General features: G+C 73.5%; 20 protein-coding genes. 14 read left to right on the top strand and 6 right to left on the bottom strand.

Translation table 11 applies throughout. The annotated features are described in order from the left end of the window. Window positions 1-184 precede the first annotated feature (184 nt). Window positions 185-871, top strand: coding sequence for a uracil-DNA glycosylase (gene ung, locus NMK44_RS12465; protein ID WP_254741725.1), 687 nt, complete (start codon window positions 185-187; stop codon window positions 869-871). A 16-nt stretch (window positions 872-887) separates the two neighbouring features. Here ung and NMK44_RS12460 read toward each other — a convergent pair whose 3' ends face one another. Beyond that, complete coding sequence (locus NMK44_RS12460) at window positions 888-1,298, bottom strand: DUF3224 domain-containing protein (protein ID WP_254741723.1); 411 nt, start codon at window positions 1,296-1,298, stop codon at window positions 888-890. Window positions 1,299-1,402: 104 nt separating this feature from the next. Between NMK44_RS12460 and NMK44_RS12455 the strand changes: the two genes are divergently transcribed. After that, window positions 1,403-2,374 (top strand): helix-turn-helix transcriptional regulator, encoded by a 972-nt coding sequence (locus NMK44_RS12455; RefSeq protein WP_489660291.1) that lies wholly within the window; start codon window positions 1,403-1,405, stop codon window positions 2,372-2,374. Window positions 2,375-2,528: 154 nt separating this feature from the next. Further along, window positions 2,529-3,029, top strand: coding sequence for a hypothetical protein (locus tag NMK44_RS12450; RefSeq protein ID WP_254741719.1), 501 nt, complete (start codon window positions 2,529-2,531; stop codon window positions 3,027-3,029). 58 nt (window positions 3,030-3,087) lie between these two features. Here NMK44_RS12450 and NMK44_RS12445 read toward each other — a convergent pair whose 3' ends face one another. Then, window positions 3,088-3,594: a DinB family protein gene (locus NMK44_RS12445; RefSeq protein ID WP_254741717.1), complete on the bottom strand. Its 507-nt coding sequence runs from the start codon at window positions 3,592-3,594 to the stop codon at window positions 3,088-3,090. Between the two features lie 8 nt (window positions 3,595-3,602). Further along, on the bottom strand, window positions 3,603-4,304 hold the full coding sequence (locus NMK44_RS12440) for a TetR/AcrR family transcriptional regulator (RefSeq protein WP_254741714.1): 702 nt from the start codon (window positions 4,302-4,304) through the stop codon (window positions 3,603-3,605). Window positions 4,305-4,382: 78 nt separating this feature from the next. Between NMK44_RS12440 and NMK44_RS12435 the strand changes: the two genes are divergently transcribed. Beyond that, window positions 4,383-5,645, top strand: coding sequence for an FAD-dependent monooxygenase (locus tag NMK44_RS12435; RefSeq protein WP_254741711.1), 1,263 nt, complete (start codon window positions 4,383-4,385; stop codon window positions 5,643-5,645). Beyond that, on the top strand, window positions 5,642-6,556 hold the full coding sequence (locus tag NMK44_RS12430) for a Gfo/Idh/MocA family protein (RefSeq protein WP_254741708.1): 915 nt from the start codon (window positions 5,642-5,644) through the stop codon (window positions 6,554-6,556). Before NMK44_RS12435 ends, NMK44_RS12430 begins: the two co-directional genes overlap by 4 nt. Here NMK44_RS12430 and lnt read toward each other — a convergent pair. Both lnt and NMK44_RS12420 read right to left on the bottom strand, forming a co-directional pair. Continuing rightward, window positions 6,519-8,060, bottom strand: coding sequence for an apolipoprotein N-acyltransferase (gene lnt, locus NMK44_RS12425; RefSeq protein WP_374215261.1), 1,542 nt, complete (start codon window positions 8,058-8,060; stop codon window positions 6,519-6,521). The two genes, NMK44_RS12430 and lnt, sit on opposite strands and share 38 nt — an antisense overlap. A 116-nt stretch (window positions 8,061-8,176) precedes the next feature. Then, a complete protein-coding gene (locus NMK44_RS12420) occupies window positions 8,177-10,639 on the bottom strand; it encodes a SpoIIE family protein phosphatase (RefSeq protein WP_254741702.1) in 2,463 nt (820 codons plus the stop codon). A 204-nt stretch (window positions 10,640-10,843) separates the two neighbouring features. Here NMK44_RS12420 and NMK44_RS12415 point away from each other — a divergent pair, with 204 nt between their 5' ends. From NMK44_RS12415 to aspA, 4 genes are all read left to right on the top strand, one after another. After that, a complete protein-coding gene (locus NMK44_RS12415; RefSeq protein ID WP_254741699.1) occupies window positions 10,844-11,578 on the top strand; it encodes a FadR/GntR family transcriptional regulator in 735 nt (244 codons plus the stop codon). Between the two features lie 118 nt (window positions 11,579-11,696). Then, window positions 11,697-13,136: an amino acid permease gene (locus NMK44_RS12410; RefSeq protein ID WP_254741696.1), complete on the top strand. Its 1,440-nt coding sequence runs from the start codon at window positions 11,697-11,699 to the stop codon at window positions 13,134-13,136. 92 nt (window positions 13,137-13,228) lie between these two features. After that, the gene (locus NMK44_RS12405; RefSeq protein WP_254741694.1) at window positions 13,229-14,263 is read left to right on the top strand and encodes an asparaginase; all 1,035 of its coding nucleotides are present in this window, start codon (window positions 13,229-13,231) and stop codon (window positions 14,261-14,263) included. A gap of 44 nt (window positions 14,264-14,307) precedes the next feature. Continuing rightward, complete coding sequence (gene aspA, locus NMK44_RS12400; protein ID WP_254741692.1) at window positions 14,308-15,711, top strand: aspartate ammonia-lyase; 1,404 nt, start codon at window positions 14,308-14,310, stop codon at window positions 15,709-15,711. 19 nt (window positions 15,712-15,730) lie between these two features. On the opposite strand, the gene NMK44_RS12395 is transcribed toward aspA, so the two are convergent. After that, window positions 15,731-17,035 (bottom strand): GAF domain-containing protein, encoded by a 1,305-nt coding sequence (locus tag NMK44_RS12395; RefSeq protein WP_254741690.1) that lies wholly within the window; start codon window positions 17,033-17,035, stop codon window positions 15,731-15,733. A 418-nt stretch (window positions 17,036-17,453) separates the two neighbouring features. Here NMK44_RS12395 and NMK44_RS12390 point away from each other — a divergent pair, with 418 nt between their 5' ends. Genes NMK44_RS12390 through NMK44_RS12370 form a run of 5 tightly spaced genes read left to right on the top strand, consistent with a single transcriptional unit; the run spans window position 17,454 to window position 26,635 of the window. Beyond that, entirely contained in the window at window positions 17,454-18,401 is a 948-nt protein-coding gene (locus NMK44_RS12390; protein WP_254741687.1) for a trypsin-like peptidase domain-containing protein, read from the top strand. 11 nt (window positions 18,402-18,412) lie between these two features. Then, the gene (locus tag NMK44_RS12385) at window positions 18,413-20,089 is read left to right on the top strand and encodes a VMAP-C domain-containing protein (protein ID WP_254741685.1); all 1,677 of its coding nucleotides are present in this window, start codon (window positions 18,413-18,415) and stop codon (window positions 20,087-20,089) included. Continuing rightward, window positions 20,086-21,261 (top strand): AAA family ATPase, encoded by a 1,176-nt coding sequence (locus NMK44_RS12380; RefSeq protein WP_254741682.1) that lies wholly within the window; start codon window positions 20,086-20,088, stop codon window positions 21,259-21,261. The genes NMK44_RS12385 and NMK44_RS12380 overlap by 4 nt, the downstream gene beginning before the upstream one ends. Further along, a complete protein-coding gene (locus NMK44_RS12375) occupies window positions 21,258-26,408 on the top strand; it encodes an ATP-binding protein (RefSeq protein WP_254741760.1) in 5,151 nt (1,716 codons plus the stop codon). The genes NMK44_RS12380 and NMK44_RS12375 overlap by 4 nt, the downstream gene beginning before the upstream one ends. Beyond that, window positions 26,405-26,635, top strand: a complete 231-nt coding sequence (locus NMK44_RS12370) for a hypothetical protein (protein ID WP_254741679.1) — start codon at window positions 26,405-26,407, stop codon at window positions 26,633-26,635. The genes NMK44_RS12375 and NMK44_RS12370 overlap by 4 nt, the downstream gene beginning before the upstream one ends. Window positions 26,636-26,648 lie beyond the last annotated feature (13 nt).

Raw genomic sequence — 26,648 nt, 5'->3', positions numbered from 1 at the left:
CAACGTTGAGAAGTCGCCTGCAAGCAGACGCTTCGGTCAGTGATCCAGCCGTGCCGGAAGAACCGGACCCGACGCACCCTACGCAGCCCCCGAAGATCCCGGAGAGCCATCTCCAAAGCTAAATGTCAGTGCCCACCGGTAGGTTCTGTGCTCATAGACGGAACACCGACCGGAGGTTGTTGACGTGCCCTACGAGCTGCCCGAGTCCTGGCGCGGCGTCCTCGGCGAGGAGCTGGAGAAGCCCTACTTCAAGGAGCTCACCGAGTTCGTCGAGGAGGAGCGGGCCAGGGGCCCGGTCTACCCGCCGCGCGAGGAGGTCTTCGCCGCGCTGGAGGCCACCCCGTACGACCAGGTGAAGGTGCTGGTCCTCGGGCAGGACCCGTACCACGGCGAGGGCCAGGGGCACGGTCTGTGCTTCTCCGTGCGGCCCGGGGTGAAGACCCCGCCGTCGCTGCGGAACATCTACAAGGAGATGAAGGAGGAGCTGGGCCACCCGGTCCCGGACAACGGCTATCTGATGCCGTGGGCCCAGCAGGGCGTGCTGCTGCTCAACGCGGTGCTGACGGTCCGCGCCGGTGAGGCCAACTCCCACAAGAGCAAGGGCTGGGAGAAGTTCACGGACGCGGTGATCCGCGCGGTCGCCTCCCGTCCCGACCCGGCCGTCTTCGTGCTCTGGGGCAACTACGCCCAGAAGAAGCTGCCGTTGATCGACGAGGAGCGCCATGTGGTGGTGAAGGGGGCGCACCCCTCCCCGCTGTCGGCGAAGAAGTTCTTCGGCTCGCGCCCCTTCACCCAGATCGACGAGGCCGTGAAGGCCCAGGGCCACACCCCGATCGACTGGCGGATCCCGGACCTGGCCGCCCAGGGCTGACCGGGTCGGTACCGGGTCAGTCCGCCAGCTCGTAGTCGAAGGCGTACGGGACCTCCTGGACGCCGTGCGGCGCGGTGAAGGAGCCCCGGCCGGTGAGCGAGACCAGCTCACCGCTGCCGGAGCCCGGCACCACCTCGAACGAGCAGTGCACGGTGCCATCCTCACCGAAGGTGCCGTGCTGTGCCAGGACGAAGCCGCCCCGGCGGCCGTCGAGCTCGCCGTCGACCAGTTCATGGCCGGTGAAGGAGCCGGTCTTCTCGGTGGTGTAGACGATCGAGTACTGGCACACGGTGTCCGGTGCGGTGAGGGCGCCCGCATAGCCGTTGGTGACCTGGGCGCGGGCGATCCGCGCACCGTCCACGGCCTGCCCGGCCTCGGTCTCCTGCCAGTCCGCGAAGGTGAAGTGGCCGGTGGCGTGCGTGGTCATGGCGGGTCCTTTCGGCGGGGCCTCGCCCCGCGGGCGGGCTGTGCCGACCACGATCTCCGCCGTACCTGACATCTTCTGTCAGGTACGGCGGCACAATGGGAGCCGTGCGCGCCGACCGTCTGCTCTCGCTGCTCCTGCTGCTCCAGCACCGGGGCCGGATGACCGCGCCGGAGATCGCCGCCGAGCTGGAGGTGTCGGTCCGCACCGTCTACCGCGATGTGGAGGCGCTGGGCGCCAGCGGCGTGCCCGTCTACGCCGACCGCGGTCCGGCCGGGGGCTACCGGCTGCTCGACGGCTACCGCACCCGGCTCACCGGGCTCACCGGCGACGAGGCCGATTCGCTCTTCCTGGCCGGGATGCCGGGCCAGGCCGCCGAACTGGGGCTGGGCGCCGACCTCGCCACCGCCCAGCTCAAACTGCGCGCCGCGCTCCCGGCCGGGCTCGAGGAGCGGTCCCGCCGCATCCAGGAGCGGTTCCACCTGGACGCCCCCGGCTGGTTCCGGGACGCCGAACCGGTGCCCCACCTCGCCGCGGCCGCCGAGGCCGTGTGGGAGCGGCGGGTGCTGCGGGTGCACTACCGCCGCTGGCGCGGCGAGGTGCGGCGCGATCTGCACGGTCTGGGCCTCGTCCTCAAGGGCGGTATCTGGTACCTGGTGGCGCGCGCGGAGGACCGTGTGCGCAGCTACCGGGTCGCGCGCATCCTCGACGCCGAGCTGCTGGCGGAATACTTCGAGCGCCCGGCCGGATTCGACCTCGCGGCCCACTGGCAGGAGGTGTCCCGGCGGCTGGAGACCTCCCGCTTCCAGGGCGAGGCCGAACTGCTGCTGACCGAGCGCGGACGGAAACTGCTGCCGATGCAGTTCGGCACGGCCGGCGCGGTGGCGGCGGCCGGGGCGGGGCCGCCGGACGCGGACGGGCGGGCGCGGGTGACGCTGCCGGTGGAGTCGCTGCCGGTGGCCGTCCACGATGTGCTGCGGCTGGGCACCGAGGCCGAGGTGCTGGGGCCGCCGGAGCTGCGGGAGGCGGTGGCCGACGCCGTCGGCGAACTGGCCCGCCGCTATCGGACACCGGACTGAGTCCCGCGCCACCCGTCCCGTCCGGTCGGCGCGCCGGGCCACCACCCGGCCGGACCGCGACACGCCGGACGCCCCCGCGCGGGCGGTTAGCGTCGCGCTGGAGCACCGAGCACCGGCGCGGGTGAGAACCCCGGCGAACGAGCGGGAGGCCGCCATGGCGGAGACGCAGCGTACGGCGCCGGAGGGCGACGCCGTACTGACCCGGATCGGGCAGGCGGTGATGCTCCACCGGGGAGGTGACCGGGAGGAGGCACGCAACCGGCTGGCCCTGCTGTGGCGGGAGCTCGGCCGTGACGGCGCGCCCTTCCACCGCTGTGCCCTCGCCCACTACATGGCCGACACCCAGGACGACCCCGACGACGAGCTGATCTGGGACCTGCTGGCGCTCGGCGCCGCCGACGGGCTGACCGGCGGCCGGGGCGCGGACACCGGGGCGGGGGAGCGGCGGCCCGGAGCGGACGAGGTGCGCGCCCTCTACCCCTCGCTCCACCTCAACCTCGCGGTCGACTACGTGAAGCTGGGCCGGGAGGACGCGGCACGCGGTCAGCTTGCCCTGGCGCGCGCCAGCGCGGGCGCGCTCGGCGAGGATCCGCACGGTGACGGCGTACGGGCCGCGATCGCCCGGCTCGGTCTCCGGCTGGAGGGCGCGGCCTGAGCGGCCGCCGCCCCCGGTCGTCACGGACCGGACCCGATGGGATCCGCCGCAACCGTGGCTAGTCGCCGGTCGCGCCGTCGATCCGCTCGCGTACGAGGTCGGCGTGGCCGTTGTGGCGGGCGTACTCCTCGATCATGTGGACATAGATCCAGCGCAGGTTGTAGTCGTGACCGCCCGGACCGGGTACGACATCCTCCAGCGAACGCCCCTCGGCCGCCGTACGGGCCTTGGCGATCTCCTCCCGCCAGATGGCGAAACACTCCTCCGTGGTGTTCCCGTCGGCGAAGTGGAACTCACCTTCGGGATCCTCCCGGCTGTACCAGATCGGTTCGGCCTTCTCACCCTCCAGCACCCGCCGGAACCAGTTGCGTTCCACCTCGGCCATATGTCTGACCAGTCCGAGCAGGGTCAGTTCGGACGGTGGCGCGGACGCCTCGCGCAGGGCCTTGTCGTCGAGCCCCTCACATTTGAGGGCGAGGGTCGCGCGGTGGAAATCCAGCCAGGTCTCGAGCATGGTGCGCTCATCGGCGACACGGGGCGGTGCGGAACGTTCGGCAGAAGTCATGGCGAGCATCATGACCGGGTGTGCTCCGTGCCGCCACGTGATTTCGGCACCATGCCGCGCAGCAACTCCTCGGCCCCGGTCCGCAGTTCCGCGCGGCCGGGCGGATCGGCGTGGTCCACCCCCGCCGCGCAGCCGAACATCAGCCCCTCGCACCAGGCGGTCAGCGAACGGCCGTGGCGGCGGGGTTCGGTGGAGCCCGCCGCCGCCACCATCCCCTCCAGTAGCTGCCGGAAGCCGCGGCCCGCGGTGTCGTAGTACTCCCGCAGCTCGGGCCGCCGGGTGGCCTCGAGCGCCAGCTCGTAGCGGGCCACCAGCAGATCGCGCTGCTGGGTCAGCGAGCGGTGCAGGGCGAGGGAGAGGGCGTCGGCCAGGGCGGCGAGCGGGTCCGCCGCCGTGTCGTGCGCCCATTCCGGGCCGCCGGAGAGCGGGGGCATCTCCTCGGGGGCCAGGAGCCGTCCCTCCCGCTCGGCGAGCCGCCGTACCGCCGCTTTCAGCAGTGCGGCGCGGGTGCGGGCGTGGTTGGAGGTCGAGCCCTGCGGCAGTCCGGCCGCCTCGTCCACCGCGCGGTGCGTCAGCCCCCGCATCCCGCGCTCGGCCAGCAGCGCGAGGGCGGTGTCGGCGATCAGTTCGGCGCGGGATCCCGGCCGGGGCGGCCCGGACCGGGCCCCGGTGCGGGATCCGGCGGTCTCGGCGGGTCGATCAGCGGTCATGCCCCCCAATCTATCGCGCGAACTACAGGTGTAGTACCTTGGGCGTCACTACACCCGTAGTGCCCTGGAGGAACCACCATGCACCACTCCCGTGCCGTCGTGATCGGCGCCGGAATCGGCGGCCTCACCGCCGCCGCGGCCCTGCGCCGCCGCGGCTGGTCCGTCACCGTCCTGGAGCGCGCGACCACCCTGGAACCGGTCGGCGCCGGAATCGGACTCGCTCCCAACGCGCTGCGCGCCCTGGAGACGATCGGCCTCGGCGACGACGTCCGCGCGCTCGCCGCCTGGCAGGGGGACGGCGGACTGCGCACCCCCTCGGGCCGCTGGCTCTCCCGGACCGACAGCACCGTGATGACCGAGCGGTTCGGCGGACCGATGGTCCTCCTGCACCGCGCCACCCTCGTCGAGCTGCTGGTCTCGCGGATGCCCGAGGGCTGTGTGCGCACCGGCACCCCGGCCCAGCTCGCCGACCCCGGCACCGACGGCCGGCCCGCCCTGGTCAGCACCGACGGCGACGTGCTGGAGGCCGAGCTCGTCATCGCGGCCGACGGGGTCCACTCGGACGTCCGGCGCACCCTCTTCCCCCGCCACCCCGGGCCCGAGTACACCGGACTCACCGCGTGGCGCATGGTCATACCCCCGCCCGAGACCCCCTTCGCCCCCCATGAGACCTGGGGCCGAGGACGGCTGTGGGGCACCCAGCCGATGAAGGACGGCCGGATCTACGCCTACGGCTCGGCCGTCGCCCCGCCCGGCGGCCGGGCGCCGGACGATGAACGGGCCGAGCTGCTCCGGCTGTTCGGCGACTGGCACCAGCCGGTCCCCGGGATCCTGGCGGCCGTCGCCCCGCGCGACATCCTGCGGCATGACATCTGGCATATGACCCGGCCGCTGCCCGCCTATCACCGCGGCCGGGTGGCCCTGCTCGGGGACGCCGCCCACCCGATGGCCCCCACCATGGGGCAGGGCGGCAACCAGGCCATCGAGGACGGTGTCGTCCTCGCCCACCACCTGGGGGACCCGAGCGCGGACCTCTCCTCCGGTCTGGCCGCCTACACCGCCGACCGGCTGCCCCGCACCATGGACGTGGTGCGCCGCTCCGACCGCGCCGCGCGCATGATCACCCTGACCGGCGCCGTCTCCGTGGCCCTGCGCAACACCGCCATCACCACCGTCGGCAGGCTGCGGCCAAACCTGGTGCTGCGCACCTTCGACGGCATCGCCGACTGGCGGCCGCCGGGCGCCGCGTATCCTTCGGGGTCAGGCGCGGGGGCGCGGACGGGGGAACCCGGCGCCCAGGGCGCGCGCACGGACGGCGGGACGGACCGGGAGGCACCGTGAGAGTCGGCTGCATCGGCCTCGGAGACATCGCGCAGAAGGCGTATCTGCCGGTGCTGATGGCCCGGCCCGGCCTCGAACCGCATCTGTACACCCGTACCGCCGCCACCCTGGAGCGGGTCGGCGCCACCCACCGGGTGCCCGACGCCCAGCGCCACACCGAGCTGGACTCGCTCCTCGCGGCCGGCCTCGACGCGGCGTTCGTCCACGCCCCCACCGCGGTCCACGCCGACCTGGTGACCCGGCTCATCGAGGCCGGGGTCCCCACCTACGTCGACAAACCGCTCGCCTACCACCTGGCCGAGAGCGAGCGGCTGGTGCGGCTCGCCGAGGAGCGTCGGGTGAGCCTGATGGTCGGCTTCAACCGGCGCTACGCGCCCGGCTACACCCAGTGCCTGGACCATCCGCGCGATCTGATCCTGATGCAGAAGAACCGGGTGGGGCTGGCCGAGGACCCCCGCACCCTCGTCCTGGACGACTTCATCCACGTCGTGGACACCCTGCGCTTCCTGGCGCCCGGAGAGGCCGACCACATCGACGTCCGCGCCCGGATCCGGGACGGGCTGATGCACCACGTGGTGCTCCAGCTCTCCGGGGACGGCTTCACCGCGCTCGGGGTGATGAACCGGATGAGCGGTTCCACCGAGGAGCTGCTGGAGGTCTCCGGCCAGGACACCAAGCGCCAGGTGGTCAACCTCGCCGAGGTCGTCGACCACAAGGGCCAGCCGAGCGTGCGCCGCCGCGGCGACTGGGTGCCGGTCGCCCGTCAGCGCGGTCTCGAGCAGATCACCGACACCTTCCTGGACGCCGTGCGCGCCGGGGTGCTGCTCACCGCCGAGGACGCCCTGCGCACCCATGAGCTGTGCGAACGGGTCATCAGGGACGCGACGGAGGGCGCCGCGGCGTCCTCCTGAGCGCGCGCAGCCCCTCGTACCCGGCGTAGCCGAGCAGCGCGGCCATCGCCCCGTACACGATCCACGGGCCGGTGCGGACGTACGGGCTGGTGCCCTGCCCCAGTGGCACCGTGTACACGGTGGCCGCGCTCGCGTCGGTGCCCATCCGGGGGCCGACCGATTCTCCGCGCGGTCCGTGGACCGCGCTCACCCCGGTCAGTGTGGCGTGCACCATCGGCCGCCAGGTCTCCGCGGCCCGCAGCGCGGCCAGCGAGGCGTGCTGTTCGGGCGCCCAGCTCTGCTGGAACGTCGACGTGGCCGACTGCACCACCAGCACCTGCGCACCGTCCCGCACCAGGGAGCGGCTCATATCGGGGAACGCGGACTCGAAGCAGACCAGCGGTCCGATCCGCAGGCCGTCCGGCAGCCGCATCACCACCTGCTCGGTGCCGCGCCTGCGGTCCTCGCCCGCGGCCTTGCCCACCGAGGTGGCCCAGCCCAGCAGCGGCCGGGCCGGAATGTACTCGCCGAACGGCACCAGCCGCATCTTGTCGTAGCGCTGACCGGTGGGGCCGTCGGGGCCGATCAGCACCGAACTCTTGTAGATACCCGGCTGATCGCTGCGCCGCGCGTCCACGTTCACCAGCAGATCGGCGCCCACCGCGCGGGAGAGCGCGGCCAGTTCGCGAGCCAGGCCGGGCCGCTCGTCCAGGTCGTGACCGACGCTGCTCTCCCCCCACACCACGAGGTCCGGATCGCGTCCGGCGAGCTGCCGGGTCAGCTCCGCGCTGCGCTCGAAACGCGGCTGCGGGCCGTGGATCACCCCCGGCTGCACCACCGCGATCCGCGCCGTACCCGACTCCCCTGCCACCGGGGCCCAGGCCCACACGGCGCCCACCGCGGCCCCGCACGCGGTGATCCCGGCCACGGCCACCGCGCGTGCCCGGGGCACCGCGATCAGCACCGCCAGGCCCACGTTCACCAGCACCAGCAGATAGCCGACCAGCCAGACCCCGCCCACCGAGGCCATCCGCAGCGCGGCCGGGACCTGCCACTGACTCGCGCCGAACAGACCCCATGGACCGCCCAGGTACTCCCAGGACCGTACGAGCTCGACCATCAGCCACGCCGACGGCACCAGCACCAGCGCCGCCGCGGCCCGGCCGGGCCCCGGCCGCCCGTGCAGCAGCCGGTGCGTCAGCCAGCCCCAGGGCGCCCACAACAGCCCCAGCAGCGCGGCCAGCACCACGATGAACACATGCAGACTCGGCATCAGCCAGTGGTGCGCCGCGAGCAGGAAACCCGTACCGCCCAGCCAGCCGTCCACCATCGCCCGGCGGCCGCCCGGCGCCGAGCGGACCAGCAGCAGCCACGGCACCAGCGCGGCGTACGCCAGCCACCACAGCGAGGGCGCGGGGAACGCGAGCGCGGGCAGCGCGCCCGCCGCCAGGGCCATCCCGCCGCGCCACCACCGGGAGGCGAGCCGATGCCTCCACCGGTCCCCGCCGCCGACCGACCACCGCACCCCGGGCGCCCCCCTCCTCCTGGACTTCCTGGCCGATGACCAGGCCGGTGACCAGTGTGCGACAGGAAGCGGATCATCGATAGGGCACGGCAGCGCCCGCGTGGATCTGCTGCTCCTCATACCGCTTCCGGGAGGTCTTGTTCGGCCCAGATCAGCTTGCCGCCCTCGGTGTAGCGGGTGCCCCAGCGGCGGGTCAGCTGCGCGACCAGGAACAGCCCGCGGCCGCCCTCGTCGGTGGTACGGGCGTGGCGCAGCCGCGGTGAGGTGTTGCTGGTGTCGGACACCTCGCAGATCAGCATGTCGTGCTGGATCATCCGCAGCCGGATGGGGCCGGTGCCGTGCCGGATGGCATTGGTGACCAGTTCGCTGACGATCAGCTCGGTGGTGGGCACCAGCGCGTCCAGCCGCCATTCGGCGAGCTGGCGCACCGCCAGGGAACGGGCGTTGGCGACCACGGCCGGGTCCGAGGGCAGGTCCCAGGAGACGACATGGCCCGGCCCCAGCGCGCGGGTGCGGGCGAGCAGCAGCGCCACGTCATCGCACTGCCGCCCGGTCATGAGGGTGTCCACCACCGTGGAGCACAGCTCCTCCAGCGGCAGACCGGGCTGGCCCAGGGTGTTCCTCAGCCGTCCGAGCCCGACGTCGATGTCCTGGTCACAGGTCTCGATCAGCCCGTCGGTGTACAGCGCGATGAGGCTGCCCGCGGGCAGTTCCAGCTCCGCGGACTCGAACGGCAGCGAACCCAGCCCCAGCGGGGGACCGGCAGGCAGCGGCGGGAAGGACACCTCGCCGTCGGGGTCCACCACCGCGGGGGTGGGATGGCCCGCGCGGGCCATCGTGCAGCGTCCGGTGACCGGGTCGTAGACCGCGTACAGACAGGTGGCGCCCAGCACCGCGGCGGCGATGCCCTCCTGCCCGGTGTCACCGGCCTGTTCCGCCTCCTCGTCGGTGAGCCGGATGACCAGGTCGTCCAGATGGGCCAGCAACTCCTCGGGGGGCAGGTCCATATCGGCGAGGGTGTGCACGGCGGTGCGCAGCCTCCCCATCGTGGCCGCCGCGTTGATGCCGTGCCCCACCACGTCCCCGACCACCAGCGCCACCCGCGCCCCGGACAGCGGGATCACATCGAACCAGTCGCCGCCGACCCCGTCGCGCGCGTCCGTCGGCAGATAGCGCGAGGCCACCTCAAGGGCCCGGCCGCCGCTCAGCGCATGCGGCAGCAGACTGCGCTGGAGCGCCAGCGCGGCGGTGTGCTCCCGGGTGTACCGCCGGGCGTTGTCCACGCACAGCGCCGCCCGTGCCACCAGCTCCTCGGCGAGCAGCAGATCGTCCTCCTCGAACGGCACCGGATGCCGGGAGCGGATGAACGAGGCCACACCCAGCACGGTGCCGCGCGCGCCGATCGGCGCCACCATCAGCGAACGCATCCCGAACTCGCGGACCTTCGCGGTCCGTGCCGGATCGTCCCCGCTCCACGCCCCGATGGACGCGTCCATCGCCGGGTCCAGCAGGGCCTCCCCGGAGAAGAAGCAGCAGGCGAACGGGGACGCGGGGGAGATGGCCACGGCGTCCCCGGGCTCCGCGATGGACTCCGGGCAGCCCTCGCGGATGGAGCTCTGTCCGGCACGGCGGAAGGCGGGGAGGGTGTCCCCGGGCTCGGGCCGCGGCTCCTCACCGCGCAGCACCGAGTCCAGCAGATCGACGGTGACGAAGTCGGCGAGCGAGGGCACCGCGAACTCGGCCAGCTCCTGGGCGGTGCCCATCACGTCCAGCGTGCTGCCGATCCGGGCGCTGGCCTCGTTGAGCAGGGCCAGCCGCTCGCGCGCCCGCCAGCGGTCGGTGACGTCCATGCCCATGTAGCAGACGCCCACCACATTGCCGTCGGCGCCGTCGAGGCGGAAGAAGGAGGTGGAGTAGGCGTGCTCGCGGTGCGGTTCGGCCAGGGTCCAGCCCCGGTACTCGAAGTCGATCACCGGTTCCCCGGTGGTGAGCACCTGGCGCATCTGATCCTCGAGCGCCTCGGTGTCCAGACCGGGGAGCATGCTGTTGGCGATCCGGCGGCCCAGCCGCTCGGCGCGCGGCACCCCGCCGTAGCGCTCCAGGGTGTCGTTCATCCACACGTACCGCAGATCCGGGCTCAGCACCGCCATGCCGATCGGGGCACGGGTGAGGAAAGCGGTGAGCAGTGAACCGCTCACCGCCCAGGCCGGGATCTTCCCCATGTCGATCGCGGAGACCAGCCAGCACCGTCCGCCGTCCGGCCCCTGCATCGAGCAGACCCGCAGTCCCACGTCGATCCGGCGGCCGTCCCGGTGGCGGATCTCCTCCATACCGCCCCAGCTACCCCCGGTCACGCACCGCTCCGCGATGACCAGGGCCTTCGCGGTGTCCTCCGGTGTCGCCAGCAGTGTGGTGGCCGGCCGTCCCATCACCTCGGCCGGTGGATAGCCGACCAGCTCCTCCGCCGCGGCGGTCCAGCCGATGACGGCCCCCGTCGCGTCGATCAGCGCCGTCGCCGCATCCGCCAGGTCGAAGGGGACATGCGTCTCGGTCGGCGCGATTCCCTCGGGGATGGCCATCGCACCCGTCCCATCTGCGGATACATTTCCCTTAATACTATGACTTCCGCCCCTTCTGGTCCCGCTGCCCGCCCTCCGCGTCGCGCCCTGGAAGGGCGTGGTGGCAGGCAGTGAACGTCAGGTAAGGCTCGCCTGAGTCGCTCCCGGAATCTCATGCTCCGGAATCTCTTGACAACGCTCAGGTGTGCGATTGAGGATCTGCGCGTGAACTTGTCAGACAGCCAGACAGGTGAGGGCGGCTCGCTCCGTCGCGTCAGCGCGATGGAAGCGGTGCTCAGCCATCTCCGGGATGCGATCGAGCGCGGCGACTACGCGGTGGGGGACAAACTCCCCTCCGAGGCGGAGCTGTGCCGGCGCCTGGAGGTCAGCCGTCCGGTGCTCCGCGAGGCCCTGCGGGCCCTGCAGACCATGGGGCTGACCGCCTCCCGCACCGGCAAGGGCACCTTCGTCATCTCCAGCGGCCCGGTGGAGGACCCCACCTTTGGTGACTATGCCGCCAGTGACCTGATGGAGGTACGGCGCCATATCGAGATCCCGGTGGCCGGATACGCGGCACTGCGCCGTTCCCCCGAGGACCTCGACCATCTGGCCCACCTGATGGAGCGGATGGAGCGGGAGACCGACACCACCGCCTGGGTGGCCATGGACACCCTCTTCCACCTCGCCGTGGCCCAGGCGGCCCGCAACCCGGTCTTCCGCAGGGTCATCGAGGAGATCCGCGACGCCCTGGCCCGCCAGTCGGCGTTCCTGAACGAACTCGGCGGCCGCCGCGAACAGTCGAACCGGGAGCACCGGGCGATCGTCGAGGCGCTCGCCGACGGATCCGAACAGGACGCCGTCGAGGCCATGACCCACCATCTGGAACGGGTGGAGACCACCCTGACCTCGATCGTCCGGCCCCCCGCGGCGGACGGCCCCCCGGCCCCCGGCGCCCCGTAGGCCGCCGGACCCCTTGTCTCCCGCAAGCCCCGAGCCGACGGCTCCCGACCCCCCACGCACAAAAACGCAGCCCAGTACCGAACGCACCAAGCGCACGAACGGAAGGCGGACAGCAGGCGTGAGCGAGCAGTCCCTCCGGCAGGAAGAACGCCACCAACCCCCCACCGAGCCGCCCCAGCACGTGGACGCGGGCGACGCCGGGTACAGCAAGTCCCTCAAGGCCCGGCACGTCAACATGATCGCCATCGGCGGAGCCATCGGCACCGGGCTCTTCCTCGGCGCGGGCGGACGGCTCAAGGACGCCGGACCCTCCCTCGCCGTGGCCTACGCGGTCTGCGGCATCTTCGCCTTCCTGGTGGTGCGGGCCCTGGGCGAGCTGGTGCTGCACCGGCCGTCCTCCGGCGCCTTCGTCTCCTACGCCCGGGAGTTCCTCGGCGAGAAGGGCGCCTTCGTCGCCGGGTGGATGTACTTCCTCAACTGGGCCACCACCGGGATCGCCGACATCACGGCCGTGGCCACCTACACCCACTACTGGGGGATGTTCACCGACATACCCCAGTGGGTGATCGCCCTCATCGCGCTCGCCGTGGTGCTCTCGGTCAACCTGATCTCCGTGAAGATCTTCGGTGAGCTGGAGTTCTGGTTCGCCATCATCAAGGTCGGCGCCCTCGTCGTCTTCATGGCGATCGGCATCTTCCTGCTGGTCACCCAGGAGAAGGTGGCCGGGAACACCCCCGGTCCCAGCCTGATCACCGACCACGGCGGGGTGTTCCCGCACGGTGCGCTCCCGATGCTGCTGGTCATCCAGGGCGTGGTCTTCGCCTACGCCTCCGTCGAACTCGTGGGCGTCGCCGCGGGCGAGACCGAGAACCCCGAGAAGATCCTGCCCAAGGCGATCAACTCCATCATGTGGCGGGTCGCCGTGTTCTATGTCGGCTCCGTGGTGCTGCTCTCCCTGCTGATGCCGTCCGGCTCCTACTCCGGCGACGAGAGTCCGTTCGTCACCGTGCTGTCCAAGCTGGGCGTCCCGGCGGCGGGCGGAGTGATGAACCTGGTGGTGCTCACGGCCGCCATGTCCAGTCTCAACTCCGGTCTCTACTCGACCGGGCGGATCCTGCGCTCGATGGCGATGTCCGGTTCCGCGCCCAAGTTCACCGGCGCGATGAGCCGCACCCAGGTCCCCTACGGCGGCATCCTGCTCACCTCCTTCTTCTGTGTGCTCGGCGTCGGCCTCAACTACGTGGTGCCCAGCGACGCGTTCGAGATCGTGCTCAACTTCGCCGCGCTCGGCATCCTCGCCACCTGGGGCATGATCATGCTCTGCCATCTGCTCTTCTGGCGCCGCACCCAGACGGGTCAGCTCTCCCGGCCCGGCTACCGGCTGCCCGGCTCCCCGTACACCGAGATCGTCACCCTGGGCTTCCTCGCCTCCGTCCTGGTCCTGATGTGGGCGGACGGCGGGCCCAGCCGGATCACCGTGATGGCGCTCCCGGCGATCGTCGTGGCCCTGGTCATCGGCTGGTTCGCGGCACGCCGCCGGATGAACGCCCCCCGGTGACCCCACCCCGCAGGCACGGAGGGCCGCCCGGCCGGGACCACCCGGCCGGGCAGCCCTCCGCCACCCATCCCTCCGACCACGAGAGCACCGTGATGACGACCCCCCTCGGGCTGCCGGCCGACACCGCCCGCCACGTCCCCGCCGAGCCCCCCGCCGTCCGTGAGCCCCGCCACGTCCCGCTGGCGCACCTCGTCCGCGGCGGGATCGTCGAGGGAGTGCACCACGGTTCGGCGGTGGTCCTGGGACCCGGTGGCCACACCGTCTTCGCGACCGGTGACACCGAGGTGGCGTTCTACCCGCGGTCCGCACTCAAGCCGGTCCAGGCCGTCGCGCTGGTCCGCGCCGGACTGCCGCTGGAGGGCGCCGAGCTCGCGCTCACCGCCGCCAGCCACTCCGGCGACGAGCGTCATCAGAGTGTCGCCCGGCGGATCCTGGAGCAGGCCGGACTGACCGGGGACGCGCTGCGCAACGTCCCCGACCTGCCCTACGGCGCGGCCGAACGCGAGGCGTGGCTGCGGGCCGGACACGGACCCACCCGACTGGCCCAGAACTGCTCCGGCAAGCACGCGGCGATGCTGCTGACCGCCCGGCTCAACGACTGGCCGCTTGCGGACTACCTCGACCCGGCCCACCCCCTCCAGCAGTTGATCGCCGACACCGTGGAGGACCTGACCGGCCAGCGGGTCGCCGGGGTCACGGTCGACGGCTGCGGGGCACCGCTGTTCTCCGTCTCCCTCCACGGCCTCGCACGGGCCGCCGCGCGGATCGCCACCGCCGCCCCGGACACCCCCGAGGGCCGGGTCGCGGCCGCCCTGCGCGCCCACCCCGAGATGCTGTCCGGCACCGGACGCGATGTGGCCCGGCTGATGACCGCGGTACCCGGACTGATCGCCAAGGACGGCTTCGAAGGCGTCCAGCTCGCCGCGCTGCCCGACGGCCACGCGGTCGCGGTGAAGATCTCCGACGGCGCGGACCGGGCCCGGATGCCGGTCACCGCCGCGCTGCTCGCCCGCTGCGGGGTGGACCCCGAGGTCCTCACCGGGTTCGCCACCGCACCGGTGATCGGCGGCGGTGCCACCGTCGGCCGGCTGCGCGCCGTCGACGCCCTCACCCCGCCCGCCGTCTGATCCGCCCCACCGCCCCACCGCCACACGAGGAAGCACCGACCGCCATGACCTCCACCGCCGGCCACCGCCGCGAACACGACCTGCTCGGCGACCGCGAGGTCCCCGCCGACGCCTACTGGGGCATCCACACCCTGCGCGCCTCGGAGAACTTCCCCGTCACCGGCACCCCGATCGCCACCTATCCGCACCTCATCAATGCCCTGGCCGCCGTCAAGGAGGCGGCGGCCCGCGCCAACGAGGACCTCGGACTGCTCACCCCGGCCAAGGCCGACGCCATCGCCGCCGCGTGCGAGGAGATACGCGGCGGGCGGCTGCACGACCAGTTCACCGTCGATGTGATCCAGGGCGGCGCCGGGACCTCGACCAACATGAACGCCAACGAGGTGATCGCCAACCGGGCGCTGGAGATCCTCGGCCACGCCAAGGGCGACTACGGCCACCTCCACCCCAATGAGGACGTCAACCTCAGCCAGTCCACCAACGACGTCTACCCGACCGCCGTCAAGGTCGCCACCATCATCGCGGTGCATGAACTCCACACCGCCATGGAGACATTGCGCGCGACGTTCGCCGCCAAGGCCGAGGAGTTCCGGGACATCCTCAAGATGGGGCGCACCCAGTTGCAGGACGCGGTGCCCATGACCCTCGGCCAGGAGTTCTCCGCCTACGCGGTGATGCTGGAGGAGGACCAGAGCCGGCTGCTGGAGGCCGCCGGTCTGGTGCACGAGATCAACCTCGGCGCCACCGCCATCGGCACCGGCCTCAACGCCCCCGCGGGCTACGCCGAAGCCGCCCGCGGCCACCTCGAGAGCATCACCGGCCTGCCGGTGGTCACCGCCGCCAACCTGGTCGAGGCCACCCAGGACTGCGGTGCCTTCGTCCAGCTCTCCGGGGTCCTCAAGCGCATCGCCGTCAAGCTCTCCAAGAGCTGCAACGACCTGCGGCTGCTCTCCTCCGGACCGCGCGCCGGACTGGGCGAGATCAACCTCCCGCCGATGCAGGCCGGTTCCAGCATCATGCCGGGCAAGGTCAACCCGGTCATCCCCGAGGTCGTCAACCAGGTCGCCTTCGAGGTGATCGGCAACGACGTGGCCATCACCATGGCCGCCGAGGCCGGACAGCTCCAGCTCAACGCCTTCGAGCCGATCATCCTGCACTCCCTCTCGGAGAGCATCACCCATCTCCGCGCGGCCTGTCTGGTCCTCGCCGAGCGCTGTGTCGCGGGCATCACCGCCAACACCGAGCAGCTGCGCGCCACCGTAGAGAACTCCATCGGACTGGTCACCGCGCTCAACCCGCACATCGGCTACCGCGCGGCCACCAGCATCGCCAAGGAGGCCCTGGCCACCGGCCGCGGTGTCGCCGAACTCGTCCTGGAGAAGGGGCTGCTGCCGCCGGACCGGCTGGCCGCCGTGCTGCGCCCGGAGGAGATCGCCGGACAGCGCTGAGCCGCCCGGCGGTCCGGTGTCACCCCTGGCCGTCCCGCAGCCGGACCACCGCCGGGGCCACGCTGAGCGGCAGCAGGTCCCGCGGCCGGTCCGGCCGGGTCACCTCCAGCCGGATCCCGTCGGCGATGCGGTACGGGCGGTGCGCCAGCACCGCCCCCAGCCGGCCCCGCAGCCGGGACATCGCGGCCCGTACGGTCACCGTGCGCGTCGGATCGCCGAACAGGTCCTCGGCGAGCTGCGCCGCGGTACGCCCCCCGGGGTGGGCGGCCAGCACCAGCAGCACCTCGGCGTGGCGGGCGCTGAGCTGATGGGTCCAGGTGCCCGCGGGGCCGGAGAACGTCAGTGACCAGTGGTGCGGATGGCGGACGTCGAGCACCAGCCGGCCGGCGGCGGCCGGGACGCCGTCCGCGCCGTACTCGCCCTCCAGGACCCGCAGCAGATGCCCGCCCGGGAGGGGTTCGACCACACAGCTTCCCAGCGCGGGCAGCCACACCGGTCCGTCGGCCGCCGCCTTCGGCAGCAGCAGCCGCCGGTCCCGGGGGTTCACCCCGGTGACCCCGACGACCCAGCCGTGCGGATCGACCGCGACCGCCTTGCCCCGGATCCGGGCGAGCACCGGCGCGGCGACCGCGCGCAGCCGGTCCAGCTCCCGGCTGTGGGCCAGCCGCAGTTCGCCCTCGGCCCACCGGGCGGTCGCGGTGACCAGGGAGAGCACGGTCGGATGCGCGGTGGGGGCCGGGCCGCTGATGTCGATGACGCCCAGCAGCCGTCCGTCCCGGGGGTCGCGCAGCGGCGCGGCGGCACAGCTCCAGGTGTGGAAGGCGCGGACGAAGTGCTCCGCGGAGTGCACCCGGACCGGGGCGCGGACGGCGAGCGCGGTGCCGATCCCGGTCGTCCCGGTGACCTCCTCGGCCCACTGCGAACCCTCGACCAGCGCGATGCCGTCGGCGTGGCGGCGGATGCCACGGTGGCCGTCGATCCACAGGACCCGGCCCTCCCCATCGGCGATGATCATGAGATGACCGGCCGCCTCCGCCGCCTCCAGCAGTCCGCTGTGCAGGGTGGGCAGCACATCGGCCAGCCGGGTCTGCTGCCGCCGCCGCTCCAGTTCGTCCAGGCTCAGCGCGCGCGGGGTGCCCCCGCGGTCCGGGTCGAGCCCCAGCCGCAGCATCCGGTCCCAGGACTGGCCGATCACCGGGCGTGCGGGCAGTGGCAGTTGACCGCGGCTCAGCGCGGTGTCACGCATGACCGCCATCAGGCGCGCCGATTCGGCCGGACTCAGCGCGGCCAGGGGATCGGCATGGCGCGGGTGCTGGATTCGCATGGGGTGCGGCCTTTCGTTACACCGCGGCCCGCCACGGCGGCGGGCGGCGTGTCCGCCTGGCGCCGGGTGCCATGGTGCAGCCTCAAGTCCGTGCTGAACAGGGCTTCGTTCTCCCCGTGATTGTAAGGTGGCCGCCGCCGCGGGAGGCACATCGCGCCACGCGGATCCGGCCCCGCCACGGAACCCCGGTGGCCGGGAACGCCCCGCGGAGCCGCCCAGGATCGTCCGGACGGGTGACCGGCCCGGCGCACGGGAGCGATCCGGGAACCTCCCGCGGGCACGCGCCGTTCAGGGGGGTGCGGACCGGCGCCGATCCCGTCATGGGGACAGATGGCAACCATGGGGTGACGCGTCGTAAGCTGTCGTCATCGGCGGCCGGCGGGAGGTCATGGTGTCGCACGGGGGGCCTGTCCGGGCCATGCTCACCGCCCTGCTGGCGAAGCTCTATCCGGAGGCGCGGTCGATACGGCGGGTGCTGGACGCCTCCGACATCCCGGCCGGAATGGTGGACTTCGGCGGCTCCGCGCTCGATGTGTGGCATGCGGTGCTGCGCGAGGCGGACAACCGGGGCCGGCTGGAGGGGCTGCTGACCGTCGCCGTCAGCGAGTACCCGGGGAACGCCGAGCTGCGGACGGCGCTGGCCGCGGAGTTCGACCGGTCCGCCGTACCCGCTCCGGCGGTCCCCGGCGTCCGGCTCAGCGCCACCGGCGCCGAGAAGCTGATGGGCAGTCAGAGCACCCTGCTGCCGCTGTCCTTCCTGGAGCACGGGGTGCGGGCGGCCCGCTCCGTCGGGCTGCTGCGCGGGCCGACCGAAGCCCTGGGCACCGGATTCCTCGTCGCCGGGGACCTCGTCGTCACCAACCACCATGTCCTGCCGGACGCGGAGACGGCCGCCACCGCCCGGATCGTCCTCGGCTACCAGGAGCGGACGGACGGTGAGATCGACGGCGGCCGGAGCTTCGCCCTCGACCCCGCCCTCGGCTTCGCCGTCTCCGAGGAGCACGATCTGGCCGTGGTGCGCTCCCGCGACCCGCTGAACGCCGAGTGGGGTGCGCTGGAGCTCGCCCCCGCCGGAGCCGTGACCCCGCGCCGCCTCAACATCGTCCAGCATCCCGCGGGCGGCACCAAGAAGGTCGCGCTCTACCACAACGTGGTCAGCCACAGCGACGAGGACCGGCTGCTGTACTTCACCGACACCCTGCCCGGCTCCTCCGGCTCCCCGGCCTTCGACGACCAGTGGCGGGTCGCCGCCGTCCACCGCGCGGGCGGCACCCTGCCCTCCGCGGACGGCAGCGGACACGTGTACAGCAACGAGGGCACACCGGTGCGCCGCCTGGCCGAGCTGCTCGCCACCCTCACCTCCTGAGGCACCGCCCCGTGGCCACCCCGAGCGAACTCGTCTCCGCGCGCCTGCCCGGCCTCGCGGCCGAACAGGCGCGCAGTCTGTGGTGCGGCCGTTTCGTCGCGGTGCTGGACCAGCGCCTCAGCCCCGCCCAGGCCCGGGTCCTGCTGGAACAGGCCGGATTCGCCGTGGCGTGGCCCGCCGAGGGCCCCGGACCGCTGAAGGCGGCGCTGGACGGTGTGCTGCGGCCCCATGTGCACAACCCCGACGCCCTGCGGCGGCTGTTCACCGCGCTGGAGGAGGAGTACGGGCAGCAGCGGTGGATCGCCGAGCAGTGGCAGAGCTACCAGGCGATCCAGAACGAGCGCTGGGACGTCCCCCCGGCCATCGACCCCGGGCTCCTCGGCCCGGCGGAACGCGCCGACCTGGACGCGCTGCTGGCCGACCCCGGATGTCCCGCCGAGCCGGCCGAGCTGTGCGAGACGCTGTGGGCCGCGGCCTCCTCCCTGGGGCTCCCGGCGGCCCGGGACGGACTGCTGACCGCGGAGCGGGCGGGGACGGTGACCGCGCTGGTCGAGGAGCTCGACGCGCGCAACAGCCCCGCCGGACGGGTCCCCCCGCTGCTCGTCTTCCTCGAACACCTCGCCGCCCGCGCGGATGACGCCGCCCGCGGCGACCTGCGACGCTGGATCGACACGGTGGCCCTCGCCCGCGCCGACCGGGTGCCCGCGGAGCGGCTGGCCGAGGAGCGCGCCGCGGCGGACGCGGCGGCCTCGGTGCCCGACATCTGCCACACCTCCGTGACCAGTTGTCTGGTCCGGGTCGAGGGAGCCGCGCCGGGCGCCGACCGGTACCGGCTCGCGGCCTGGCTCTACCGCCGGGGCCGCTGCCTCGGCGTCAAGGTCCAGGACGACACCCTGTACACCGCGGCCGAGATCGCGGGCCGTGCCGAGGCGCTGATCGCCCGGCTCCAGCCGTACGTCCAGCATCTCGACCCCGAGGAGCTGACCTTCGAGTTCCTGCTGCCGTGGGAGGCGCTCGGGTGGCCGGTGGACGAGTGGAACCTGCGCGGCGGGGGACGGCTGGCCGCGGACCGCCCCATCGGCCGGTGCGGCCGGGTGGTCGTCCGCTCGCTGGACCGGCTGCGCGACGGCTGGTCGACCTCCCAGTGGGTGGCGCGCTGGGAGCCGCTGGACGGACCGCCGGCCGCCGATGGACCGCCGCCGCGCGCCTGTTGGCTGGACGGCGACGGCACCCCGGCGGACGAGGCCGGGGACCGGTCCGGGGAGGACCCGCCGCCACTGGTGGCGGACGGGGCGGCGCCGCACGTGCTGGCGGCCGAGGTCGCCTCCCGCAAGGACATCAGCTGTCTGATCCTGACCTACCCCTATCCGCATCTGACCACCGCGGTACCGGACGCCCTGCTCTCCGCCATCCAGGAGGGCGTACCGGCCGCCGTCTGGTGGCGCGGCCACCGGGACGGTGGGGTACCGCCCGGCCGTGCCCGGCGGGTGGCCGCCCTGGCCGAGGCGGGTGCGGGGCTGTCCGGACTGCCCGCCACGGTGCTGACGCTGCGCCAGGAAGCGGCCCGGTGCGCCGACGGGGCCCATGACGGGTCGGGTATCGCGGTGTTGTGGGACAACCCGGGCTGGCACCCCGAACGGCTCAGAAGACTCGGCGGCCCCAGGGCCCACAGAGGAGGCAACGGATGATCCCCGAAGACCAGCAGCCGCCCGCCGGAGCGCCCGGGACGGGGGCCGTGGTGCCGGGGGCGCGTGCCGGGGCGGACCAGGCGTCCGTGCCCCCGAGTTGGTGGATCTACCACGGCGACGGCGCCCGCCGCACCGCCTGGACCCTCCCCGACGCCCCGCCCTGGCGGCGCTTCGACGGCAGACGACCGGTTCCCTGCGAAGCGTCGGCCGAGGCGGACGGCGCGGCAGGTGCGGACGGGACGGAGGAGTCGGACGAGACCGTCCCGGGCGGGGAGGACATCTGCACCCGGCACGGGGACGAGGGGCCCGCCCGGACCGATGTCGTCACCACCTACCGCGCGGAGCGCGAAGAGGCCCGCATGGTCAACGCCGCGCTCCGGCTGCGCCGTCCGCTCCTGGTCACCGGCAAACCCGGCACCGGGAAGTCCAGCCTGGCCCGGGGTATCGCCCATGAATTGGACCTCGGCCGGGTGCTGCGCTGGTCGGTCACCAGCCGTACGACGCTCGCCGACGGGCTCTACGCCTACGACGCCATCGGCCGCCTCCAGGACGAGCGGCGCACCCAGGACCCCGCCACCGGCGCCGCCGAACACCCCGGCGGTATCGGCAAGTACGTGCGCCTCGGTCCGCTCGGCACTGCCCTGCTGCCCTCCGACCGCCCCCGGGTGCTGCTCATCGACGAGCTCGACAAGGGCGATGTCGATCTGCCCAACGACCTGCTCTCGGTGCTGGAGGAGGGCGAGTTCACCATCCCCGAACTCCAGCGGTACCCCGCGTGCGACGTCTGGGTGATGACCGACGACGGGCGGCGGGAGCCGGTCCGGCACGGGAGGGTGCGCTGTGCGGAGTTCCCCGTCGTGGTGCTCACCAGCAACGGCGAGCGCGAGTTCCCGCCCGCGTTCGTGCGCCGCTGCGTCCGGCTCGACATCCGCCCCCCGTCCCGGAAGAAGCTGGAGCGCATCGTCGAGGCCCACCTCGGCCCGGAGGTGCTGCGGGCCTCGGCGTCCCGGCTGGAGCGGTTCGCACGCGACCTGGAGGAGGGCCGCAAGCTGCTGGCCACCGACCAGTTGCTCAACACCCTCCAGATGGAGAGCACGACCGAGCACACCGACGACCCCGAGTGGCCCGACGTCCTGCGCGAACTCCTCCGCCCGCTGAACGACACGGCATGAGTGACCTCACCCATCTGCTCGCCCTGGCCCGGGAGCTGAGCGGCGACGAGGAGCTCACCGCCCGCGAGCTGGCCGAACTGCTCTGGCTCGCGGAGGAGGTCCGGGGCGCCGGACCGGCGGCGGCGGAACCGGCGCAGCCGCCGCCCGGTGAACTCCCCGTACCGCCGCCGGTGCCAGCCGCCCCGCCGCCGGTGGCGGAGGAGCCCTCCGAGGAGCCCGCGGACGACAGCGCACCGCAGACGCGGCCCGCCGAGCCGCTCCGGGTGCCCGCCGCTCCGCTGCACAGCCCCGCCACCCCCGGGGCCACAGGCGGCGGCGGGACCGGAGACGGCGCCCGGGCCACGCCCCTGCCGGTGCGGGCGCCCTCCGCCCTGCCGCACCGGCTGGAGCTGGCCCGCGCCCTGCGCCCGCTCAAACGGCGGGTGCGCGCCCCCGGCCGCCGGGTGCTCGACGAGCCGCTGACCGCCGACCGCTCCGCCCGTGCCCGCCGTCCGCTCCCGGCACTGCGCCATGCCTCCGAGCGCTGGCTGGAACTGGCCCTGGTCGTGGACGAGAGCGTGTCCATGTCCGTGTGGCGGCGCACGGTGGACGACTTCCGCGCGCTCGTCGAAGGACACGGGGCCTTCCGGGACGTACGGATCTGGCGCTTCGACGCCGACGACCCCGAACTCGTCCTGCGCTACGGCCCCGGCGGTGGCGACGGGCGCGGTGCCCCGGCCGCCGAGGGACGCAATCCGGCCGAGCTCCACGACCCCGCGGGCCGCCGTCTGATCCTCGTGGTCACCGATGGCCTCGGCGAACTGTGGGGCACCCCGGCCATGACCCGGACCTTACGGCAGTGGGCGCGCCGCGCCTCCCTGGCCGTGGTCCAGGTACTTCCCCCCGATCTGTGGCACCGCACCTGGCTGCCCCCGGTGCGTGCCGCGCTGCGCGCCACCGGCCCGGCCCGGCTGACCGTCCGTCCCATGGGCCCCGGCGGCACCGTCGCCGCGGGGGGCGGCTGTCCCTCACCGGACCTGGTGCCGCTGGTGACCCTGGACCCGGAGTGGCTGCGCCCCTGGGCCCAGGCGGTGTCCGGCAGCCGCACCACCTGGCACCCCGGCGCGGCGGTGGACCTCGCGACGGCCCCCGCGCACGGTGAGCCCGACCCCGTGACCGCCCCGGTGCCGGACCACGGGACACCGGCCGCCGCCCTGGTGGAGGACTTCCGCACCTGGGCGACGCCCGCCGCGGTGGAGCTGGCGTTCCTGCTCTCCGCGGCGCCCCTCACCCTGCCGCTGATGCGCTGGCTCCAGCAGGCCCTGCTGCCGGACAGCGGCCCGGCGCAGCTCGCGGAGGTGTTCCTCTCCGGGCTGCTGGTGCGCGGCACCGAGCGCCACCGGGGCGAGGACCCCGACCGGGTGGTGTACGACTTCCGCGACGGCGTCCGGGACGAACTGGCCTCCGGGCTCACCCGCACCCGCGCCTACGAGGTGCTCACCACACTGATCGCGGCCCCCGAGGCGCTGGCCGAACCCTTCGGCGGCTCCCTGGACTTCCGGGTGCTGGCCGCCGACCCCGGCGGTTCGCTCGGACTGGCCGACGGCCGGGCGTTCGCCAGTGTGGCCGCCTCGGTGCTCGGTGGGCTCGGCGGTGCACTCACCGCCTACGCCCGGCGGATCGACTCCGCGCTGCGGGACGGCGGCACGGCCGGGGAGACCGGGCCCGACGAGGACGGTGTGCGCGGCCGGATCCGGGTGGCCGCCGCCCAGATGGCCGGCAGGGACGTGGTGGTCACCTCCGCCGACGGTGAGCTGTGGGTCTGGGACCTCACCACCGGCCGGGGCCGACTGGCTGTCCACGGCGGGGAGACGGCGGTCACCGCCGTGGTGTGCGCCACCACGGCGTCGGGCCGGGCGACGGCGGTGGCGCTGTACGCGGACGGGGCCGTGGTGGCCGTCGACCTCACCACCGCGCGGTTGCGGGAGTCGTGGCGGCGGGCGGCGGGTGCCCGGCCGGGGGCGCTGGCCTGCGGTGACGTCGCCGGTCAGCGGATCGTGGCGGTGGCCGGGCCCGACGGGGTCGAGCTGTACGACCTGGAGAGCGGGGTGCCGTTCCTGCCCACGGTGCCCGTCGCGGAGGACGTCTCGGCACTGGCGGTGCTCACGGCCGGCGGCCGTTCCCATCTGTTCACCGGGGACACCGAGGGCGTGGTGCGCGACCGGATCCTGGAACCGGGCGGTATGGGACCGGCTCCGGCGGCGAGCGGACCCGTCGGGCGGCGCTGGTTCCTCAGCTTCGCCGACGGAACCCGGGAGGACCCGGCCACCGCGTCCGGATGCCGCCGACTCGCCCTGGCCTTCAGTGAGTTCGGCTGCATCAGCCGTGTCACCACGGACGCGCCCGAGGGGGAGTACGGGCGGGTGATCGACGAGGTCACCTCGGGCCTCGCCGAAGCGGACACTCTGATCGTCCACATCGCGGGCCACGGGACCACGGGCGCCGACGCGCCGCTCGCCACCCGGCACCAGGACCCGGGCGGCGGCCGTCGGGTGCTGATCGTGGACGCCTGCCAGGGGACCGCGGTGGACGGGTTCGCCGCCCTTGGCTTCGACACCCTCGTCGGCCCCGCTCCGGGGATCCGCCCCGGGAGGCTCACCGACGCGTTCGCCGACGCCCTGGAACGGCTGGCGGACCGTGGCCGGAGAGAGCCGGCCTCCGAGCCGTACATCTCACTGGACGAGGTGATCGGCCTCATCGACCTGCTGACCGACGAGCCCACCGTCGCGCGGCCGCTGCTGCGTCCGCGGTTCACCGATGGTGTGCACACCGGGTTCCTGCCCAACCCCGGCTATGAGGCGTCACCGGAGCGGAGCGCGGCGGAGCGCACCCTGTGGAGATATCCGCGGGACGCGCCGACCTTCCGGACCCTGACCCGCTGGGTCGACGGCCCCGCCACCTTTCCGCGGCTCGCCCTGGTGCTCGGCCCCGAGGCCAGCGGTAAGACCACCCTGCTGGCCACGCTCATGCAGTGGGTACGGGAGGAATCCGGCCGCCCGGCGGCCTTCATGGTGTCGGCGGTCGGCGCCCACAGCACCGCCCTGATCCATCTGCTGGCCGCGCGGCTCGGCGCCACGGACGAGGGACCGCGCGGTGTGGACGACGTGGTGGCGCGGCTCCACCGCCGCGGGGACCAGCCGCTCATCGTGGTCGACGCCCTGGACGAGACACCGTATGCCCGGGCCATCGTGCGCGAGGTGCTGCTGCCCCTGCTCGACGCCGGGGTGTGCCGGGTGCTCGTCGGCTGCCGCGCGGGGCGGCACACCAGGGAGCTGACCGCGGACGACCGGCCCGCACTCACCGTCCGGCTCACCGCCACGCGCGACATGCGGCGGCGCGCGGTGCGCAATGTGTGCGAGGAGATGCTCGGTTCGGCGCCCTTCTACCGCCGCCTGGACGACGCCCCCGTGCGCCGGGCGTTCAGCGACGCGGTCGCCGAGACGCTCGTCGAGCGGGCCGCCCCCACGGAACAGATCGTCACGGCACGCGCCTTCGCCGGGTTCATCGCCTCCAGGGGCGAACCGCTGGAGGGTATCGGCGAGGCCGAACGGGTCGGCTCCGGAGTGCCGACGGCCCTGAACGACGTGGTGGAACTGCTGCTCGCCGACGCCCGAAACCCCTGGACCCGGCCCGCGCTGAAGATCCTCGCGGACACCAGGGGCGGGGGACTGGCGGACACCGACATCCAGCGCCGGTGCGGAACGTCCGGGGGCGCGCCGCCCTCCCTCTACGAGGTGCGGGAGGCGCTGGTGCCGGTCCGGGGGCTGGTCACCACCACCGTGGACGCCCACGGGATCACCCGCTACCGCGTGGTCAGCCTGGCCGTCGCGAACCATGTGCGCAGCGCGCGTACCGCCGATCCCGACCCGGCCCGCGCTCCGTTCCCGGCGCGCCCCTGGTCCGCGCCGTCCACGGTGTTCCACCAGCCGGGCGGTCCGCTCACCATGGCGGTCGAGACCCGGCCGCCCGGGCCCGCCCTGGTGTTCACCGGTCCGCGCCCCCCTACGCTGTCCTGCTACTTTCCCGAGGAGGAGGACCGGCTGCGCCAGGTGCACTTCGGCCACCCGCGCGATGAACTCCTTCCTCACCTGGGCCTTGTGGCGTGGGCCGGGGGCCGGGCCGCGGTGCTGGGGTCCCGGTCCGCGCTGACCCTCTGCCCGCTGGATGCCCCGGGCGCCGTCGAGGACCTCGCCCCCGAAGGGCTCGGCCCCGTCGAGGCGTTCACCGCCATGACCGGCGCCGACGGACGGCCCGCGGCCGTCACCGTGGACGGCGAGGGGATTCCACGGGCCTGGCACCTCGACCGCGGCACCCCCCTGGGGCGGCCCTGCGCCCCCGTGCCCCGGGTGCTGTTCCTCCACCCGTCCGAACTGGACCCGTGGACCGCCGGACTGGGCCCCCATCTGCTGAAGACCGGTCTTCCCCTCTCCGCGGACGGCGTGGATCTGCGCACGCTGCCCTACCGGTCCGTGCTGCGACCGGATCCGGATGAACCGGACGGCGTCGACCTGGACGCCGTGGCCGCGGCGCAGCAACTGCTGCCGGAAGCGAACACCCGGAGCAGGTTCTCCCTCCGGGGCCTGATGGACTCCCTCAGCCGGCGGTTCGGTGGGATCCCGGACTGGCTGCCCGTCGTCACCCGGGAGTTCATCACCTACCTGTCCGACGACACCCGCCGGGAGGCGGCACGGCACACCGTCGCGGAAGCGGTCGCCGCCCAGCGGCCGCGGGTGCTGGTCGCGCACGGCATGGGTTCCGTCATCGCCTACGAGGCGCTGTGGGAGCGGCCCGAGCTGTCCGTCGAACTCCTGCTGACGATGGGGACGCCGATGGGCCTGGACGCCATCTTCCCCCGGCTCGAACCCGCGCCCGTGGACGGCCGGGGAAAGCGGCCGCCGGGGGTGCGGAGCTGGGTGAACCTCGACGGCCGGCTGGATCCGCTGTCCTTCGGCCCGCTGCCCGAGAAGTTCGAGGGCATCGCACGGAACATCACCTGCGAGGGGACCGGAAATCCCCTGGGGGGCGGCCGCAGGACCTATCTGAACGACCCGGCCCTGGCCGAGCTCCTCGCCCCCTATCTCATGCCCGCCACCGGGAGGACACCATGACGGATGAACAGCGGACCCCCGACGACTTCGACGACCTGCCCCTCGAACATGTCACGGGTGTCGGCGACCCGTTGCTGCCGCTGCCCGGACGCTCCACCGAGTACGAGATCTATCTCTTCCGGTGCGGGGTGTGCGGGGAGGAGAACAGGATGATGTTCATGGACGCCGGGGAGTCGCCCCGGTGCGCCAGGGACCCGGGGCACGGGGAGACCACATGGGTGCGATGAGCCGGACGGCACG

Origin of the sequence: Streptomyces cucumeris, assembly GCF_024295805.1 — a bacterium.
Classification (GTDB): Bacteria; Actinomycetota; Actinomycetes; order Streptomycetales; family Streptomycetaceae; genus Streptomyces; species Streptomyces cucumeris.
Note: the sequence above shows the minus strand (reverse complement) of the source record. Positions and strands in the feature narration are given on the sequence as shown.